The sequence below is a fragment of the Hylemonella gracilis str. Niagara R genome (assembly GCF_000600295.1).
Taxonomy (GTDB): Bacteria; Pseudomonadota; Gammaproteobacteria; order Burkholderiales; family Burkholderiaceae_C; genus Hylemonella; species Hylemonella gracilis_A.
In genome coordinates, this window is the sequence record NZ_JEMG01000001.1 from 1,172,456 (window position 1) to 1,187,343 (window position 14,888).

17 protein-coding genes are annotated in these 14,888 nt (G+C 61.6%); 12 read left to right on the forward strand and 5 right to left on the reverse strand.

Going from position 1 to position 14,888, the window contains the following annotated elements; all coding sequences use genetic code 11:
* Positions 1–34 precede the first annotated feature (34 nt).
* Genes AZ34_RS05355 through AZ34_RS05365 form a run of 3 tightly spaced genes read right to left on the reverse strand, consistent with a single transcriptional unit; the run spans position 35 to position 2,419 of the window.
* The gene (locus AZ34_RS05355) at positions 35–835 is read right to left on the reverse strand and encodes an amino acid ABC transporter permease (protein WP_035605604.1); all 801 of its coding nucleotides are present in this window, start codon (positions 833–835) and stop codon (positions 35–37) included.
* Positions 832–1,494, reverse strand: a complete 663-nt coding sequence (locus AZ34_RS05360) for an amino acid ABC transporter permease (protein WP_035605607.1) — start codon at positions 1,492–1,494, stop codon at positions 832–834. Before AZ34_RS05360 ends, AZ34_RS05355 begins: the two co-directional genes overlap by 4 nt.
* Positions 1,495–1,516: 22 nt before the next feature.
* A complete protein-coding gene (locus AZ34_RS05365) occupies positions 1,517–2,419 on the reverse strand; it encodes a glutamate ABC transporter substrate-binding protein (protein ID WP_035605610.1) in 903 nt (300 codons plus the stop codon).
* A gap of 1,691 nt (positions 2,420–4,110) precedes the next feature.
* On the opposite strand from AZ34_RS05365, the gene AZ34_RS17925 reads away from it, so the two are divergent.
* Positions 4,111–4,335, forward strand: coding sequence for a hypothetical protein (locus tag AZ34_RS17925; RefSeq protein WP_081767098.1), 225 nt, complete (start codon positions 4,111–4,113; stop codon positions 4,333–4,335).
* A 35-nt stretch (positions 4,336–4,370) separates the two neighbouring features.
* Here AZ34_RS17925 and AZ34_RS18880 read toward each other — a convergent pair whose 3' ends face one another.
* Positions 4,371–4,532 (reverse strand): hypothetical protein, encoded by a 162-nt coding sequence (locus AZ34_RS18880; RefSeq protein ID WP_155831728.1) that lies wholly within the window; start codon positions 4,530–4,532, stop codon positions 4,371–4,373.
* A gap of 205 nt (positions 4,533–4,737) precedes the next feature.
* Between AZ34_RS18880 and AZ34_RS05370 the strand changes: the two genes are divergently transcribed.
* From AZ34_RS05370 to AZ34_RS05410, 7 genes are all read left to right on the forward strand, one after another.
* Positions 4,738–5,124: an MAPEG family protein gene (locus AZ34_RS05370; protein ID WP_035605613.1), complete on the forward strand. Its 387-nt coding sequence runs from the start codon at positions 4,738–4,740 to the stop codon at positions 5,122–5,124.
* Between the two features lie 176 nt (positions 5,125–5,300).
* A complete protein-coding gene (locus AZ34_RS05375) occupies positions 5,301–5,750 on the forward strand; it encodes a carboxymuconolactone decarboxylase family protein (RefSeq protein WP_035605616.1) in 450 nt (149 codons plus the stop codon).
* Positions 5,751–6,623: 873 nt separating this feature from the next.
* On the forward strand, positions 6,624–7,529 hold the full coding sequence (locus AZ34_RS18230) for a hypothetical protein (protein WP_155831729.1): 906 nt from the start codon (positions 6,624–6,626) through the stop codon (positions 7,527–7,529).
* A 211-nt stretch (positions 7,530–7,740) separates the two neighbouring features.
* Positions 7,741–8,742 (forward strand): NADP-dependent oxidoreductase, encoded by a 1,002-nt coding sequence (locus tag AZ34_RS05395; protein WP_035605627.1) that lies wholly within the window; start codon positions 7,741–7,743, stop codon positions 8,740–8,742.
* 107 nt (positions 8,743–8,849) lie between these two features.
* On the forward strand, positions 8,850–9,212 hold the full coding sequence (locus tag AZ34_RS05400) for a VOC family protein (RefSeq protein ID WP_035605630.1): 363 nt from the start codon (positions 8,850–8,852) through the stop codon (positions 9,210–9,212).
* Positions 9,213–9,219: 7 nt separating this feature from the next.
* Positions 9,220–9,783, forward strand: coding sequence for a winged helix-turn-helix transcriptional regulator (locus tag AZ34_RS05405; RefSeq protein ID WP_035605632.1), 564 nt, complete (start codon positions 9,220–9,222; stop codon positions 9,781–9,783).
* 157 nt (positions 9,784–9,940) lie between these two features.
* A complete protein-coding gene (locus AZ34_RS05410; RefSeq protein ID WP_035605635.1) occupies positions 9,941–10,324 on the forward strand; it encodes a hypothetical protein in 384 nt (127 codons plus the stop codon).
* A 38-nt stretch (positions 10,325–10,362) separates the two neighbouring features.
* On the opposite strand, the gene AZ34_RS05415 is transcribed toward AZ34_RS05410, so the two are convergent.
* Complete coding sequence (locus AZ34_RS05415) at positions 10,363–11,268, reverse strand: LysR substrate-binding domain-containing protein (RefSeq protein ID WP_051509555.1); 906 nt, start codon at positions 11,266–11,268, stop codon at positions 10,363–10,365.
* Between the two features lie 120 nt (positions 11,269–11,388).
* Between AZ34_RS05415 and AZ34_RS05420 the strand changes: the two genes are divergently transcribed.
* From AZ34_RS05420 to AZ34_RS05435, 4 genes are all read left to right on the forward strand, one after another.
* On the forward strand, positions 11,389–12,126 hold the full coding sequence (locus tag AZ34_RS05420; RefSeq protein ID WP_035605638.1) for a 2OG-Fe dioxygenase family protein: 738 nt from the start codon (positions 11,389–11,391) through the stop codon (positions 12,124–12,126).
* Entirely contained in the window at positions 12,119–12,739 is a 621-nt protein-coding gene (locus AZ34_RS05425) for a LysE family translocator (protein WP_035605642.1), read from the forward strand. Before AZ34_RS05420 ends, AZ34_RS05425 begins: the two co-directional genes overlap by 8 nt.
* 159 nt (positions 12,740–12,898) lie before the next feature.
* Positions 12,899–13,816, forward strand: coding sequence for a TauD/TfdA dioxygenase family protein (locus AZ34_RS05430; RefSeq protein ID WP_035605645.1), 918 nt, complete (start codon positions 12,899–12,901; stop codon positions 13,814–13,816).
* A gap of 41 nt (positions 13,817–13,857) precedes the next feature.
* Positions 13,858–14,868, forward strand: a complete 1,011-nt coding sequence (locus tag AZ34_RS05435) for an ABC transporter substrate-binding protein (protein ID WP_035610998.1) — start codon at positions 13,858–13,860, stop codon at positions 14,866–14,868.
* Positions 14,869–14,888 lie beyond the last annotated feature (20 nt).

Genomic DNA, 14,888 nt, shown 5'->3' on the forward strand with positions numbered 1-14,888 from the left:
CCGAGTCACTGAGGCGTGAGCTTCTTGGCCACAGTCAGTGCATCGGCTGGCCGAGCCGCTTGCTCACCCTGGATATCGTGTAATTCACAAGACAGTAGAGCACGGCCACCACGAGGTAGACGGGCACCAGCGAGTGGTAGTTGGCGATGAGCACCTTGGCGTTCTGCATGAGTTCACCATAGGTGACGACGTAACCGAAAGTGGTGTCCTTGACCACGATGACCAACTGCGCGACCAGTGCCGGAACAATGTAGCGCAGGGCCTGGGGAAAGACGACGTGGAAGAACACCTGGGTTTCGGTCAAGCCCAGGCTGCGCGCGGCATCGGTCTGGCCCCGTGGAACGGCAAGCACGCCGGCGCGGTAGACCTCGGCCACCACGGCGGCGGTGCTGAGACCGACGGGCAGTGTCAACATCCAGTAGGTGCTCAGCTTGATGCCGACCTGCGGAAGTACCAGAAAACACACATAGATGAGCAGCAGCGTGGGCGTGCCTCGCAGCAACTCGATGACCGCGATGCTCGGCCAACGCAGCAGTCGCGGTTGAGCCATGCGCCCCAGCAACAAGAGCAACCCGAGCGTCAGCGCGATGACGGCGGCCATCGCCGCCGATGCGAGCGTGCCCAGCAGGCCCTTGCTCAGGAAGGCCCAGGTCGTTGGCCAGGCAAAGAAATTCCAGAATCGGGCGTCGAGCTGACCTGCGGCATGGAACCCGGACACGACACCCGCAGCCAGCAGGAGCAGCAGCATCGCCGCGATCACGCTCGCCGCCCGCGTGACGGCCTGGGCCCTGGGGCTGGGCGCGGCAAACAGCATGTCTTCCAGCGGGCGGCTCATCGCAGTATCCGTGCTTTCTTTTCCAGGGCGGCACCGGCCCAGGCGATGAGCAAGCCCGTCGCCACATACATCGCGGCCGCCAGCGCGAACGCAGCCATGCCGGCCGCGGAGTCGGTGGCGATCTTGGATGCGAGCGCCGTGAGTTCCCGGCCTGGCAACGGCACCTGCGACGCCAGCGAGGTTGACAACATCAGCGCGATGAGCAGGGAGGTCATGGGCTGCACCACCGCGCGCAGCGCCTGCGGCAACACCAGCGCAAGGATGATCTGCATCGGTCGCAGCCCCAAGCTGAGCGCGGCCTCGATCTGGCCACCGGCGATGGTGTTGATGCCCGCGCGCAGGTAGTCCGCCGTGAACGCGGAGCAGACCAGCACCAAGGTCAGGATCACGCTGGGTTCATAGTCGATCACGACCTCGAGATCGGGCAGCGCGAACACGATGAAGATCAGCAGGGCCACGCTGGGAATGTTGCGGAAGATCTCGACGTAGACGGTCAAGACAAAGCGCAGCGGCGGCAGCGGCAGGAGCCGAAGCACCGTGACGATCAGGCCCAGCAAGAAGCCTGGCACGAAGGACAGGACCGTGAGCTTCCAGGTCAGCAAAAGGGCCTGCCCGAAGGCAGGCCCATGGTCGGCCAGGAGCCTGGATACCTCGCCCATTGTTCACATGTTCACATTGCGTTCAGGGAATGGCGGGCGGCGTTGGGACCGTCGTGCTGCCGGTGCGCTGTCCGATGGAAATCGTCCAGAGCTTGGCCCAGGTGCCATCGGCTTGCAGCTTCTTCAGGAAGGCATTGATGAAAGCCACGCCGTCCGAGCCCTTGGGCAGTCCGATGCCATAGAAGTCCTGCGCCCCAAAGGGCGCGCCGGCCAGCTTGGCATCGCCGGTTCCGAGGCTCAGGGCGTTGAGCAGCAGTGTGTAGTCCGTCACGTAGGCATCCACTCGCCCCTGGCGCAGTGCGTCGAGCGCTTCCTGGTGCGTCTGGAACTCTTGCACGACCCCCTTGGGCGCGTACTGCGCCAGGATCGCGGGCCCCGTGGAGCCTGCTTGCGTGGCGACCTTCTTGCCGGCCAGATCGTTGTAGGACTGGATCGTCTTGTTGTTGGCCTTGACCAGCACGCCGGCCTGCGAGCTGTAGTAAGGCCCCGCGAACGAAATCTTCTCGGCGCGGGCGGGGGTGATGGAGTAGGTGGCGAGCACCATGTCCACCTGATCGTTGAGGAGTACCTGCTCGCGCGTGGACGAGGTCACCTGACTGAACTGGACCTTGGCCCCATCGCCCAGGATGTAGCGCGTGATCAGTTGGGCAAGACCTGCGTCGAAGCCGCGGGTCTTGCCGTCTTTCTCGTTGAGCAGCGCGAAAAGATTCGAGGTTTGCAAGCCACCCAGGCGCAGCGTGCCCGCCTGCTTGATCTTGCGCGCCCAGTTGTTCGATGCAATGGTCGTGGCGCTGGCGACCGGACCCCGCGCAATCAGCGCGTCAAACGCCGCCGCATCAATGGGCGTGCCCTGCGCGAAAAGCGAGCCACCTGTGACGATTGCCAGGGTCACCACGGTGGATTTCAGTATGGATTTGATCGACATGCGGTCCTCTTGAATGGCGTGTTGCGCAATTCAATATACAGCAGGCATGGAAGAAGCGGGTTGCCCGTGGGGTCTGCCCATCCATGTGGCGAACGGTCTGAGATTGCGGGGGCACTGCGGACTGAGAGGGACAGATCGGGCGTTGGCCAATGAATGACGTGAATGCAGGGCGGATTCAACCGGTCGTAATCATGTGCTGACTGGCTACTATATGCCGCTCTACGCTCTACGCTCTACGCTCTACGCTCTACGCTCTACGCTCTACGCTCTACGCTCGTCGAGAACGCGGGAGGCGGGCGCTCAGAAACGTCCTTGGTTGGATAGTTGCATCTGCTCCCTCAATGACCGCTTCCGGTTCGGCCAACCTGCTCAGACGCGACCTCTGCATCGGTAGCACTGAGCGTTTCAAGCTGGACCATAGGCCCTGCCGCAGCACCACCCAACGCCCCGGCAACGGCGCCCACCGTGGCTCCCACCACTCCTCCCACTGGTCCTGCAACCACAGTTCCAATGACCACCCCTGTGAAAGTACCAACGATCACGCCGCCGCCAGCCAGCACTGAATTGGCTTCGCGCCTGGCTTCCCCGGGTTTTTGTGGCACCTGCGCCGCCGGGTCTGGATCCTGGGAAGGAATGCCGTACCCGGGCTTGGCCTGCTTGGAGAGATCCGGGTCGACGGGTACCAGCGCGGACCGCGGGGTATTGCATGGATTCATGAGATCTCCTCTGGGACGCAGAACCTGCAGATTGCTGGATTTCGGCCAGAACGATCCGCGGATTGGGTCGAGATCATTGCGCTCGGAGTAGCTCTAAGTCTGTACGGCCTCACACACCCGGCATTGACCCTTAAGCCAGACATCGGAGTCGACATGGCAATGAACGCGCGCATCAAGGGAGGAGTTCAACCTCGAGAAGGCGATGGGTCCAACATCTCCAAATCCCCGCGAGCCGAGCGAACGAGCCTGACCGACCAACAGGACCAGCGGCCATTCACGATGTGAGCCCGCATCATCGATTGTCGTAGTCGCTCAGGTCAGTTCGAAACCTGCCCACCTCTGAGGCCGTGGGTTGCCGCACAGACCATGAGCTGCTTCGACGTGAAGATTGCCTTGTCCAGCCCGAAACATGTCGCCCGGCGACGCCAGCATGAGGCAGTTCGACGGTTGCAGACATCGCTGAGAACCCCTCGCAAACGTATTGCCATCGATTGCACAGACTGGGAATGTGCCCCAGATCAACCATCAGGACCTCCATCGCCATGAACCAGAGAACGCCACCTCCCAAGAAAAGCGACACGGAGTGGTCAGGAAAACGCCCAAGCAAGCGCCAGATCGCCACCCAACCCCGTGGCGCGAAGGCGCCGCTGTCCGTACCGGGTTTGGCGTTGCCTCACGAACGGGACGAGTCGGCCACAGGAGCGACTGCCGTGAAGCCAGACCCCATGATGCTTCAGGCCCAACGCGATATTGAGGCGGGGTTGGTGGACACCGACATGCGTGCGACCCCGGGCGTGGATGCAGCGGCGCGCGCACGCCTTGTGCCCGGTGCAGGCGGAAAGCCCACTTCCAGAAACTTCTGAATGCGTGGCAACAGGCGCGCACGGCGAGAGGCGCTTTTCGCATGACTGACGATCGGTTCTACCTGTTCTTTCGGTCGTGGCGTGCACTCCGCGCCCAGACAAGGGGGTCACCATGAAACAGAACGCACGTATTACAGGACACGTTCAGTACCGAGAAGGCGATGGGGTCAACATCACCATTCGACTGGGTCCCTGCGAAGTGCATGTGGCGGCGCTGGACGTGACGATCAGCTGGACGGAGGGGGACTCGCGCGGGTCAGCGGCCATTCCCATCGCCGATTACAGAAGTCACTTGGCCAGCGGGTCGATTCAGACGACTGGCAAGGGCATCACATAGCTGCCTGAAGTTGGATGGTGCACATTCTCACGGCCCTATTGCTCGCCGGCGACAGACGTGAAAATGTTGGTCAATGCGCAGGACACTGCGCGAGTTTCCTGACCATCAAGGGCGAAGTCACCCAGAGAGACAATCCCTACCAGCCGTTTGTTGCTGTCCATGATGGGCAGCTGACGCACCTGGAACTGGCCCATCATCCGTGCAGCCCTGCTCGACCGCTGCACTCAGCCTCAAACCGCAATCGCCCGCCAGAGCGCGACGCACCAACTGCCCCGGAAGTTTGACATCGACCGCACGAAACGGCTCCAATTGCGTCAGGCGACCTGACGCGGCACCGTCCGGCCATCGGTCAGAGCGTTGTTTGTCACGAAGGCGCGCACGCAACTTCGGTTTGGAGGTTCTATGACGATCCACACAACGATCCTTTTCATCGGTGTGTTTGCACTCATCCAGGTGCCGCTCACCGTCATGGTCGGTTACCGACGGGTGCAGACCAACATCCAGTTCCTGGATGGGGGCGATCAGACGCTGCTGCGCAGGATGCGCGCCCATGCCAATTACACGGAGAACGTGCCCATCGTGCTTCTGGCGATGGCCGCGGCAGAGCATGCGCAGGCCCCGCAATGGTTGTTGTGGGCCGGTGGCGTCAGCCTGCTGGTGGGGCGACTGATGCACGCGGCCGTTCTCATTTTGAGGGGTTGGGGCCTGCCCAGGGCCCTCGGCATGATCCTGACCTTTCTGCCCATGCTGACCTTCGGCGGCTGGTGCGTCGCCCAGGCTTTCAGGTAGCCCGCGTCCGCGCCATCGGCCTCTTACCCGCTGCAACACCAGCATCGGGTTGGTCCCGCCAAACCAGAAGCGCTTATCTGGGTTTCTGTCACAAGATGATGCAGTCAGACGTCTTTCTGGTGAGGGTCGGACATCTCTGTCCCTCTTCATACCTCCCATGAAAGGAAACGTGACTCATGAATCGCGCTGTCTGGTTTCAAACATCCCCGGAAGGTGCCAAGGCCGTGACCGTCTTGCACAACTTCACCACGACGGGAACCGCCTTGCCAAGCTTGCTGACGCACCTAGTGTTTCTGCGCGTCTCTCAGATCAACGGGTGCGCCCACTGCATCGACATCCACGCCCGGGACCTCGTGGCCGAGGGCATGTCCGTCGACAAGGTGCTGCTGGTGCCCGTGTGGCATGAGGCGGAGTACCTGTTCTCGGAAAAGGAGCGCGCAGCGCTCGCGTGGGCCGAAGAAGTCACGCGGGTCAACGAAACGCACGCGTCGGACGAAGCCTATGCCGCCGCGCTCAAGGTGTTCGGCGAAAAGGATCTGGTGGACCTCACCATCACCATCGCGACCATGAATGCCATCAATCGCATGGGCATCAGTTTTCGCATGAAGCCCAGGGCCAAGGCCTAGTTTGTTCGAGTGACTGCACACTTGCAGGCCGATGCATCGCATATCTTTATGCGGTGCTTGCACGCAAGCGGGATTGACTTCGGTATTTTCTGCTCGGGAATAATCCCGCCCCTTTGAAAATCAGGGGGCAGTCATGGCATTGGAGATCGCGCAAACAACACCCACTGCCCATGCAATTGCCGCGATTTTTGAACGCGCACCGGGGTGCCGTGGTGCACGCGGAGTTCCTACGGCGTAGCTTCAACCAAGTCTATGGCTTGCGTTTTGCCAATGGGGAGCGGGGGTCATCGCCAGGCTTGCTTCGGATCGTCCGCGGGGCCTGCCAAATCTCGAGTACGAAGCCGCGCTGCTCGACCATCTGAACGTCCAGGGGCTGCATGGCTTGGCTCGGCTCCACGCGGCTGCCGAGAGTTTTATCGGCCCGCAAAGTTTCTACCGCCATGACCTATCGCATTTGATCGACACGCCACTGAAGAGGATGTTGAAGGCACCCGCAATGACCGGTGGGTCGCTGCTTGTAGTGAAGGGCAAAGCAGCGGGGCTCGGATTGCCGTCGCGGAAAAGCACTGGGGCGTCTTGGAGATTCAAGTCGCTACAGATGGTCTCGTGGTGTAACAAGAAGAACTCGACATGCAGGGATACGTCATTGCCTGCAAATTGCTTTCGAAGTTTCCGAGCGCACACCTTTATGGATAAAGACCAAAAGCATCTATCCGCAGAACCATCCCATTGCACGGTCTACGGATGCTTTTTGAAACATTTGGCAACCAAAGCTCGTCCAGACTAATACAAGCAGGTATTCCGGCTTGCTATTGCTGTCTCAACTTAAACCAAATAGCCCGGTCGAAGACCTAGGCTCATAAAGGAGGAAGAATGAAAATCATCCCGGTCGCATCTGCCGAGCGCCCGTTCATTTTTTGCATCACTCTTGCAGCCATGCTGGTGCTTTCAGCGTGCGGTTCGAACCCCAAAGATTCACCGGCATCACAAAACTCGGCATCAGAAGAAAAGCCAGATCAAAGCAGCAGCGTCAAGCTCTTGGATGAACTTTCTGAACGCGATCGCCGGCTTTGCATTTTTGACCGTGCCAAACCACCCGCACAACGCTATCAAGTCATTCAAGCGCTGAAACCCATCTTCAGAGGCATTGGTGTAGCCACCAATACGGTTTACGTTCCAAAGCTGATTCAACAAGCGACTGAGCTCAATGCCGACGCTCTCATATCCTACGACAGCGTTCTCTACAAAGACACAATTGGAGCTCCACATGCATTCGTTACCGGGCAGGCGATCAGGTGGCATCAACCAACCAATCTGTCATGCCAGGAACTCGGCGGAATGACTGCTGAAGAGATGTTGCAAAAGAACCTTACCTCCGCCGGCAACCCCGTGCTTCCATTCCGCCGAGTTGGGGGGCTCATTGACGCCATGCTCTCGACACCATTGCAGGAGTCTGGTGTCATTCTTCTGAAGTCATCCAAAGGAAAGCCTCAAAGTGTCGAGGCAGTGAGGGGCGCCATTCTGAAAGCAGCCGCCGATGTACCCTGGACTGTGAAACGCGATGAGTCAGGGCAACTTCATCTGCAAAACTCATGGAAGCGCTTCGGCAAGAGCTTTGATCTTGTTCTATCGGTAACTTATGATGCAGAAAGTTTTGAAGTGAAATACCTCGACAGCAATGGACTTGGTTTTGATCCTAAAACTCGCATCGCTTCCAACGCCGTCAATGATTCGATTGCCAACCTTGTCAAAGGCACGGTGAAGGCTTACGCACAGTAATTCTTCTAGTTTCAGAAAAGCCGAGCAGTCTCAAATACTGCTCGGCTTTTTTTATTTCAGTAAATTCAGGTCGGACATCGGGCGTCGTAAGCTCGACTGCTACTCAAATTCGGGGGACATCGGGCTTTGCGCCGCACCCACGGAATGGTGGCTCTGGTATCACCAGCCATGAGCGCATGGCGCTTGTTTGAAACAGCGGAGTGAAGCGGACATGAAAGCATTTGTGCTCGACGCCTATGGACCGGGGCGTTTGCTGCGCGCGACGGAACTGCCCGAACCCGACTTGCACGACGACGAGGTGCTGGTCGAAGTCCACGCGGCTGGCCTGAACCCCTTGGACGTGAAGATCAGGAGTGGGGCGTTCAAGCTCATCCTGCCCTATCGCCTGCCGCTGGTGTTGGGGCATGACGTTGCCGGTGTCGTGGTCAAGACAGGGCCAGAGGTTCGGCGGTTCAAGCCGGGTGATGAGGTCTATGCACGGGCCGATGATTTCCGCATCGGCAGCCTGGCTGAGTTCATCCCGATCAAGGAAGCGTCGCTGGCGCTCAAGCCGCGCGGCCTCTCCATGGAATCGGCTGCGGCGGTGCCCCTGGCCGGGTTGACTGCCTGGCAGGCGCTGGTCGAAAGGGCTCGCTTGCAGCGGGGGCAGCGGGTGTTCATTCAGGCCGGTTCTGGCGGAGTGGGAACCTTCGCCATCCAACTGGCCCGCCATCTGGGTACCACCGTCGCCACCACGGCGAGCGCGGCCAACGCGGCCTTGGTGCGGCGGCTGGGCGCGGACGTCGTCATCGACTACAAGACCCAGGACATCGAGGAGGTGCTGCACGGCTATGACGTGGTGCTGCACAGTCAGGACACCATGGCGCTCGAGTCATCGCTGCGCGTGTTGAAACGCGGCGGCACGCTGGTCTCCCTGTCCGGACCGCCCGATCCCGCGTTCGGCCAGGCCATTGCCGCGTCCTGGCCCTTGCGCTTGGCCGTGCGGCTGCTGAGCGCCGGTGTGCGGCGCCGGGCGCGACACCTGGGGGTGAATTACGCCTTCCTCTTCATGAGGGCGAACGGGCAGCAACTCGGTGAACTCACCCAGCTGATCGAGGCCGGGGCCATCCACCCGGAGCTAGACCGCGTTTTTCCGTTCGCATCGACGAATGAGGCCCTGGCCCATGTCGAAGCGGGCCGTGCCAAGGGCAAGGTGGTCGTCCGGGTGAAGTGAGCGTGAGGCCGGCGCGAGGTGGGAAGCGCCGGCGGCCGGGTGAGCGGCATTTTGATATCGAAAATATACCTGCTATATTGCCGCTACATAAACTTGGAGGCACCACCATGTTCAAGCCCGGCATCACCGTCTGGTACAGCGTCAAGGATCTGCAGCGCAGCCTGGACTTCTACACCCAGAAACTCGGTTTCTCCGTCACTTTCCACGACCCGGAGTCCAGCATGGCCATGGTCGACACCAACACCCCCGGCGTGTTGATCGGTTTTTCCGAGGCGCAGGAGGTTGTGCCCTCGACTTCGTCCACGGTCTTCGAGGTGCCGGACATCGTGGCGGCGCGCCAGGCCCTGGAAGGCCGGGGCGTGAATTTCCAAGGCGAGATCGAGACCGTGCCGGACATGGTGAAGCTCGCCACTTTCACCGACCCCGACGGCCACAGCCTGATGCTGTCGGAAGACCTGACGCAGTCTTGACCGCGCCTTGACCGAGCAGAAGACCGTTCTGCAACTGGCGCAGGCGTTGTCCGGCCAGTGGACTGTGCCCTTGCTGCTGGCGATGGCGCCGGCGCGCGGGCGTTTCTCGCCCTTGCAGAAAGCGCTGGGCATCACGCCCGCGCGCCTCAGCGACAACCTCTGGCGTCTGGAAGCCAACGGCCTGCTGGTCCGACTCTCGCCCCAGGAGCGCCGCCACCCGGCCCTGCCGGAGTACGTGCTGACCGAAGAAGGGCAGCGCGTGCGCGAGGCCGCTCAGGCGCTGCAGCTGACGGAGCAACGCCTGGGCCTGGGGCGCCTTTCGGCCCAGGCCTGGAACATGCCGCTGCTGCTGGCCCTGCACTATGGGAACGAGCGTTTCCAGCAGATCGGCAAGGCGCTGGACCCCGTGACGCCCCGCATGCTGTCCGCCCGGCTGGACTCGTTCCAGCAGCTCGGTGCCATCCAGCGGGAGCTGGAGCCCGAACCGCGCCCGACCTTTTTGTACCACCTGCAGGCCATGGCCCGTGCACCCGTTGGCCAGTTCGCGCTGGATCTGGAGTCACTGGCCTGATTGCTTCGGCGCGCGTGGCGTGGACGCTCCGATGGCGCCAATACGCATCCCCAGGCGGGGCTGCTTCACGTCCTGCCACGGCCTGTTCGAGCGCTGGCGATAATCCCCACCATTCCTTTTCGTTTCTTTCCCGTTCGGCCACAGGCCCAAGCAGCGCATGTCCACCTTCACCAAAACCATTCTCTACACCGACACCGATGGCCGCGCGCGTTTCCGCGAAGAAAGCGTGCCGCTCACGCAGGGCACGCCGCAGTCCATGTTGTCCGAGGTTTACGCCAGTGGCGGTTACCAGCTGCGCATGAGCCCCGTGGGCTTTCGCAGCAGCTTCCATTGCACGGGCGCGCCGCAATGGTGCTTCATCCTCGGCGGGCAGATGGAGATCGGCCTGCAGGACGGCAGCTCGCGCATCTTCAAGCCGGGTGAGCATTTCTATTCGGCCGACCTGCTGCCCGCAGGCGCGACCTTTGACGACAAGGTGCACGGGCACTGGAGCCGCCAGGTGGGCGACCAGCCGCTGTACACGCTGTTCGTGCGGGGATGACACCCAGCGGCGCCGACGCCAGGAGCGCCGCAGGCGGTTCAGGCGCGGGCGCGGGGCTTCGTGGTCGTTGCGGCCTGGGTCGCCTGCGCCGCGCATTGCTGCATTTCCCGCTGCACCCAGGACGCGAAGCGTTGGCGTTTGGGGTCTTCCGCCAGAGGGCGCGAGGACAGCAGGCAGTAGTGCGAGCCATCCTGCACGAAGCCCTGCGGCGCGACCAGGTTCTTGCCACTCAGCTCATCCTGGACCATGAAGAATGAGGCCATCGCCACACCCTGTCCGGCCAGGGCGGCCTGGATGCAGAGGTAGAAATGTTCGTACTGAATCCGGCCGCTTTCCCACGGAGCCGAGCCGGAACTGCGCAGCCAGGTCTTCCAGGCGGAGGCGCGGCTTTGGGTGTGCAGGCAAGGCAGCGTCTGCCAGGAACGGGCTTGCGCCTTGGAACAGACGGGGCCAATCCACTCCTCGCACAGCGTGAGGGCATGCACATCACCTTCCCATTTGAAATCATCCCGGCGCAGGGCCAGATCCACGCCGGACTTGTGCACATCGATCGGCCCGCCTGCGGCCGACAGATGGAGCCGGATGTCGGGATGCGCCTGCTGGAAAGCCGGCAAGCGGGGAATCAGCCACTTCATCGCGATGGTGGGTTCGCATGACAGCACCAGCACATCGTCATGCGCCCGTTGCCGCAGCCGTTGCACCACGCTGTCCAGCTGCTCAAAGACCGAGGCCGTGGTTCCCTGGAGCGCGCGCCCCGCATCCGTGAGAAAAACAGCACGATTGCGGCGTTCGAACAAGGGCAGGCCCAGGTTCTCCTCGAGCTGGCGGATTTGCCGACTGACTGCGCCATGCGTGACATGCAGCTGCTCAGCAGCCTTGACGAAGCTGCCGGCCTTGGCCGCAGCGTCGAAAACGCGCAAGGCGCTCAAGGAGGGGAGTTGCATGAATGCCGTGATCGGTGAGAAAAATTCACAGGATGCGGTGACTATAAATCGATTTTCCCGAGCGACGAAAGCGGGAAGAATTCACGACAAGGCAGATGCATGAATCACGATCATTCACCGATGGAACCCCTATTGAATTCCGCTGAAGTCCTGGCGGAGCAGGGTTACGTCCTCTTGCCCGCCGATGCGGCCGAACCGCTGCTGCGTGGCGTCAACGCTTATTCGCCGCAAGACTGGCGCTTGTTCCAGGCCAGCTGGGACCGTTTGGAGCGCGACCGTTACATGGCCGATGGCGGCACTTATCGTTATCGACGTCATGGCACCTTCAGCGCGCCACCTTCCGGCCGTTCAATCCGGCAGGAGCCTCACCAGCCGCACTACCAGAGCCTGGCCTACAACCGCCTGAACGGGGGCATCGCGCGGCACTTCGCGCCGCTCGAAACCGAGGTCGCACAGGGCCCGGTGCTGAATGCCGTGCTGTCGTTCTGTGCTGATCTGTTCGGCCGTCTTGCGCCGTCTCTGGCCTGGCACATCGAGGTTCACCAGTTCCGCATCGACGCCAGTGGGAGCATCGCCAAGCCCACGCCCGAGGGTGTCCATCGGGATGGGGTGAACTTCGTTTTCATGATGCTGGTCCAGCGGCTGAACGTCCGTGGTGGCGAGACCCGTATCCACGATCAGGCAGGTCGTCCGCTGGTTGATCACACACTGTCCGCACCCATGGACACGGCCATCGTCAATGACGAGCGCGTGCTGCATGGCGTGACCCCCATCGCGCCGCTGGACGCGAGCCTCCCGGCCTGCCGCGATGTGCTGGTCGTCACTTTTACCGGGAAACCCCCGCAAGACCATGACTGAGCTGCTGTCCGTCGCCCTCATCACCGTTCTCGCCGTGGTCAGCCCCGGGCCCGACTTCGCCATGGTCACGCGCAACAGCTTTGCTCATGGGCGCAAGGCGGGTTTGCTGGCTTCGCTGGGAATTGCCTTGGGCGTGCAAGTGCACGTTTTTTATACCGTGTTCGGCATCGCCATCGTCATCGCCCATACGCCGCTGGCCTTCGCGTTCATGAAGTATGCGGGCGCTGCCTATCTGATCTATGTCGGTTTCAAGTCTTACACGAACAAGACGCCCATGTCGCTCTCGTTGGAGCAGGCCGCCGATGCCTGGAGCCCGTGGGCAGCTCTGCGCTCAGGGTTCCTGACCAATGCGCTGAATCCCAAGACGATGTTGTTTGTCGTCAGCACCTACACGCAGGTGGTGCGTCCGGAAAGCTCCTTGGGCTTGAATCTCGCTTATGGATTTTTCATGTCGTTCGCGCATTGGGCCTGGTTCAGCCTGGTCGCCGTGTTCTTCTCATCGGATGGGCTGCGCCGGATTCTGCTCGGCCAGCAAAAAGCCGTGGACCGGGTGATCGGCGGGGCGCTGATGGGGCTGGGGTTGTCACTGGCCTTCACGGCAGTCAAGTTGTAAATACTCGGAATCGCAGCGTTCAAGCGACTGAGTGAGACATTTAAATCAGCCGGAATCTGATCAATGGATGTTTTGCTTATAAGCAAGCAATTTTTAATTCGTTCCCAATGAGATTCCGCATGCCTACAGTGCGAGCCTTCATCGCATTGCAGTCACGCCATGAGTCTCTCCGCCGCTTTGGATCGGCCAGCCGCCACGGCGGTGCCGACCTCTCCGATTGAAATCCGTCCCTTGACCGCGGGTCAGGGGCGCGGTCGGCTGGGCGCCGAGGTGCTGGGCCTGGATCTGTCTCGGCCGCTGTCGGACAGCGACTTTCGCCGCATCCACCAGGCGCACCTGGACCACCATGTGCTGGTCTTCCGGGATCTGCGCATCACGCCCGCGCAGCAGGTCGAATTCAGCCGCCGCTTCGGGCCGCTGCAGATCCATGTGCTGCACCAGTTCGCGCTGGCCGGGCACCCGGAGATCCTGATCGTCTCCAACATCAAGGAGAACGGCCAACCTATCGGCCTGGGCGACGCCGGGCATTACTGGCACTCGGACTTGTCCTACGTCGAGAAGCCCAGCCTGGGCTCCATGCTGCACGCGCAGGAACTGCCGGCCGAAGGTGGCGACACGCTGTTCGCCGATCAGCATGCGGCTTATGACGCGTTGCCGGAAAAGACGAAACAGCGCATCGCGCATCTCCGCGCCGAGCATTCCTACCTCTGCAAGTACGAGGAACTGCGCGCGCGCAGCCCCTGGCGGCCCAAGCTCACGCCCGAGCAGATCGCCAAGGTGCCGCCCCACGTCCACCCTGTGGTGCGCACGCACCCGGAAACAGGTCGCAAGGCGCTGTTCGTCAGCGAGCATTTCACGACCCGCATCGTCGGCCTGCCCGAAGACGAAAGCCGCGCGCTGCTCGATGAACTCTTCGCGCACAGCACCCGCGACGAATTCGTTTACCGCCACCGCTGGCAAGCCCACGATATGGTGTTCTGGGACAACCGTTCCGTCATGCACCTGGCCGCAGGCACGCCCGAGCACCTGCGCCGCAAGCTATACCGTAGCACCATCGAAGGCGACGCTGTTTTCTGATGCCACAGTTTTTTGATTCCACAAACTCCACCAGCAAGAACATGAAGCACCTCTTCCGCACCTCCCTTTCTTTGTTGACGGGTCTCGGCCTGCTGCTCGGCGCAACGGCCGCGCAAGCCGAAGGCAAGATCCGCGTCGCCCAGCAGTTCGGTATTGCCTACCTGATCCTGGACGTGGTGCAAGACCAGAAGCTGATCGAGAAGCACGGCAAGGCCCAGGGCCTGGACATCCAGGTCGAGTGGGCGCAGATTTCGGGCGCCACCGCCATGAACGAGGCCTTGCTGGCCGGTTCGCTGGACGTGGTGTCGGCCGGCGTGCCGCCCATGCTCACACTGTGGGACCGTACCAAGGGCAAACAGAACGTCAAGGCCGTGGCCGCCCTGGGATCGCTGCCCAACTACCTGATCACCACCAACCCGAACATCAAGAAGCTGGCCGACTTCGGCGAGAAGGACCGCATCGCGGTGCCCGCCGCCGGCACGGGTTTCCAGTCACGGACCTTGCAGATCGAGACGGCCAAGCTCTTTGGCAAGGACAACGCCAAGAAGTACGACGCCATTTCGGTCAGCTTGCCGCACCCGGATGCCACGGCGGCGTTGATCGCGGGCGGCACGGAAATCAATGCGCACTTCTCCAGCGCGCCCTTCTATTACCAAGCTCTGGCGGGCAACCCCAAGGTGCGCAAGGTGCTGTCCAGCTACGACATCCTGGGTGGTCCCGCCACCTTCAACGTGCTGTACAGCACGCAGAAGTTCCACGACGAGAACCCCAAGACCTACAAAGCTTTCTACGCCGCGGTGCGTGAAGCGGCGGAGTTCGTCCGCAAGGACAAAGCTGCCGCCGCCGACATCTTCATCCGTGTGCAGAAGTCCAAGCTGGACCCGGCGCTGGTGAAGAAGATCATCGAGGACCCTGAGAACGACTTCAGCGCCAACCCCCAGAACACCTACATCTACGCTGACAAGCTGCACGCCATCGACGTGCTCAAGAATAAGGCAACGTCCTGGAAGGAGTATTTCTTCGAGGAAGCTTGGGCCCATCCGGGCAGCTGAGTGGACATCGGTCGAGGCCC

Coding starts and splice junctions, on each gene's coding strand:
- AZ34_RS05355 (WP_035605604.1), bottom strand. CDS start 835: ATGAGCCGCCCGCTGGAAGACATGCTGTTTGCCGCGCCCAGCCCCAGG.
- AZ34_RS05360 (WP_035605607.1), bottom strand. CDS start 1,494: ATGGGCGAGGTATCCAGGCTCCTGGCCGACCATGGGCCTGCCTTCGGG.
- AZ34_RS05365 (WP_035605610.1), bottom strand. CDS start 2,419: ATGTCGATCAAATCCATACTGAAATCCACCGTGGTGACCCTGGCAATC.
- AZ34_RS17925 (WP_081767098.1), top strand. CDS start 4,111: ATGAAACAGAACGCACGTATTACAGGACACGTTCAGTACCGAGAAGGC.
- AZ34_RS18880 (WP_155831728.1), bottom strand. CDS start 4,532: ATGATGGGCCAGTTCCAGGTGCGTCAGCTGCCCATCATGGACAGCAAC.
- AZ34_RS05370 (WP_035605613.1), top strand. CDS start 4,738: ATGACGATCCACACAACGATCCTTTTCATCGGTGTGTTTGCACTCATC.
- AZ34_RS05375 (WP_035605616.1), top strand. CDS start 5,301: ATGAATCGCGCTGTCTGGTTTCAAACATCCCCGGAAGGTGCCAAGGCC.
- AZ34_RS18230 (WP_155831729.1), top strand. CDS start 6,624: ATGAAAATCATCCCGGTCGCATCTGCCGAGCGCCCGTTCATTTTTTGC.
- AZ34_RS05395 (WP_035605627.1), top strand. CDS start 7,741: ATGAAAGCATTTGTGCTCGACGCCTATGGACCGGGGCGTTTGCTGCGC.
- AZ34_RS05400 (WP_035605630.1), top strand. CDS start 8,850: ATGTTCAAGCCCGGCATCACCGTCTGGTACAGCGTCAAGGATCTGCAG.
- AZ34_RS05410 (WP_035605635.1), top strand. CDS start 9,941: ATGTCCACCTTCACCAAAACCATTCTCTACACCGACACCGATGGCCGC.
- AZ34_RS05415 (WP_051509555.1), bottom strand. CDS start 11,268: ATGCAACTCCCCTCCTTGAGCGCCTTGCGCGTTTTCGACGCTGCGGCC.
- AZ34_RS05420 (WP_035605638.1), top strand. CDS start 11,389: ATGGAACCCCTATTGAATTCCGCTGAAGTCCTGGCGGAGCAGGGTTAC.
- AZ34_RS05425 (WP_035605642.1), top strand. CDS start 12,119: ATGACTGAGCTGCTGTCCGTCGCCCTCATCACCGTTCTCGCCGTGGTC.
- AZ34_RS05430 (WP_035605645.1), top strand. CDS start 12,899: ATGAGTCTCTCCGCCGCTTTGGATCGGCCAGCCGCCACGGCGGTGCCG.
- AZ34_RS05435 (WP_035610998.1), top strand. CDS start 13,858: ATGAAGCACCTCTTCCGCACCTCCCTTTCTTTGTTGACGGGTCTCGGC.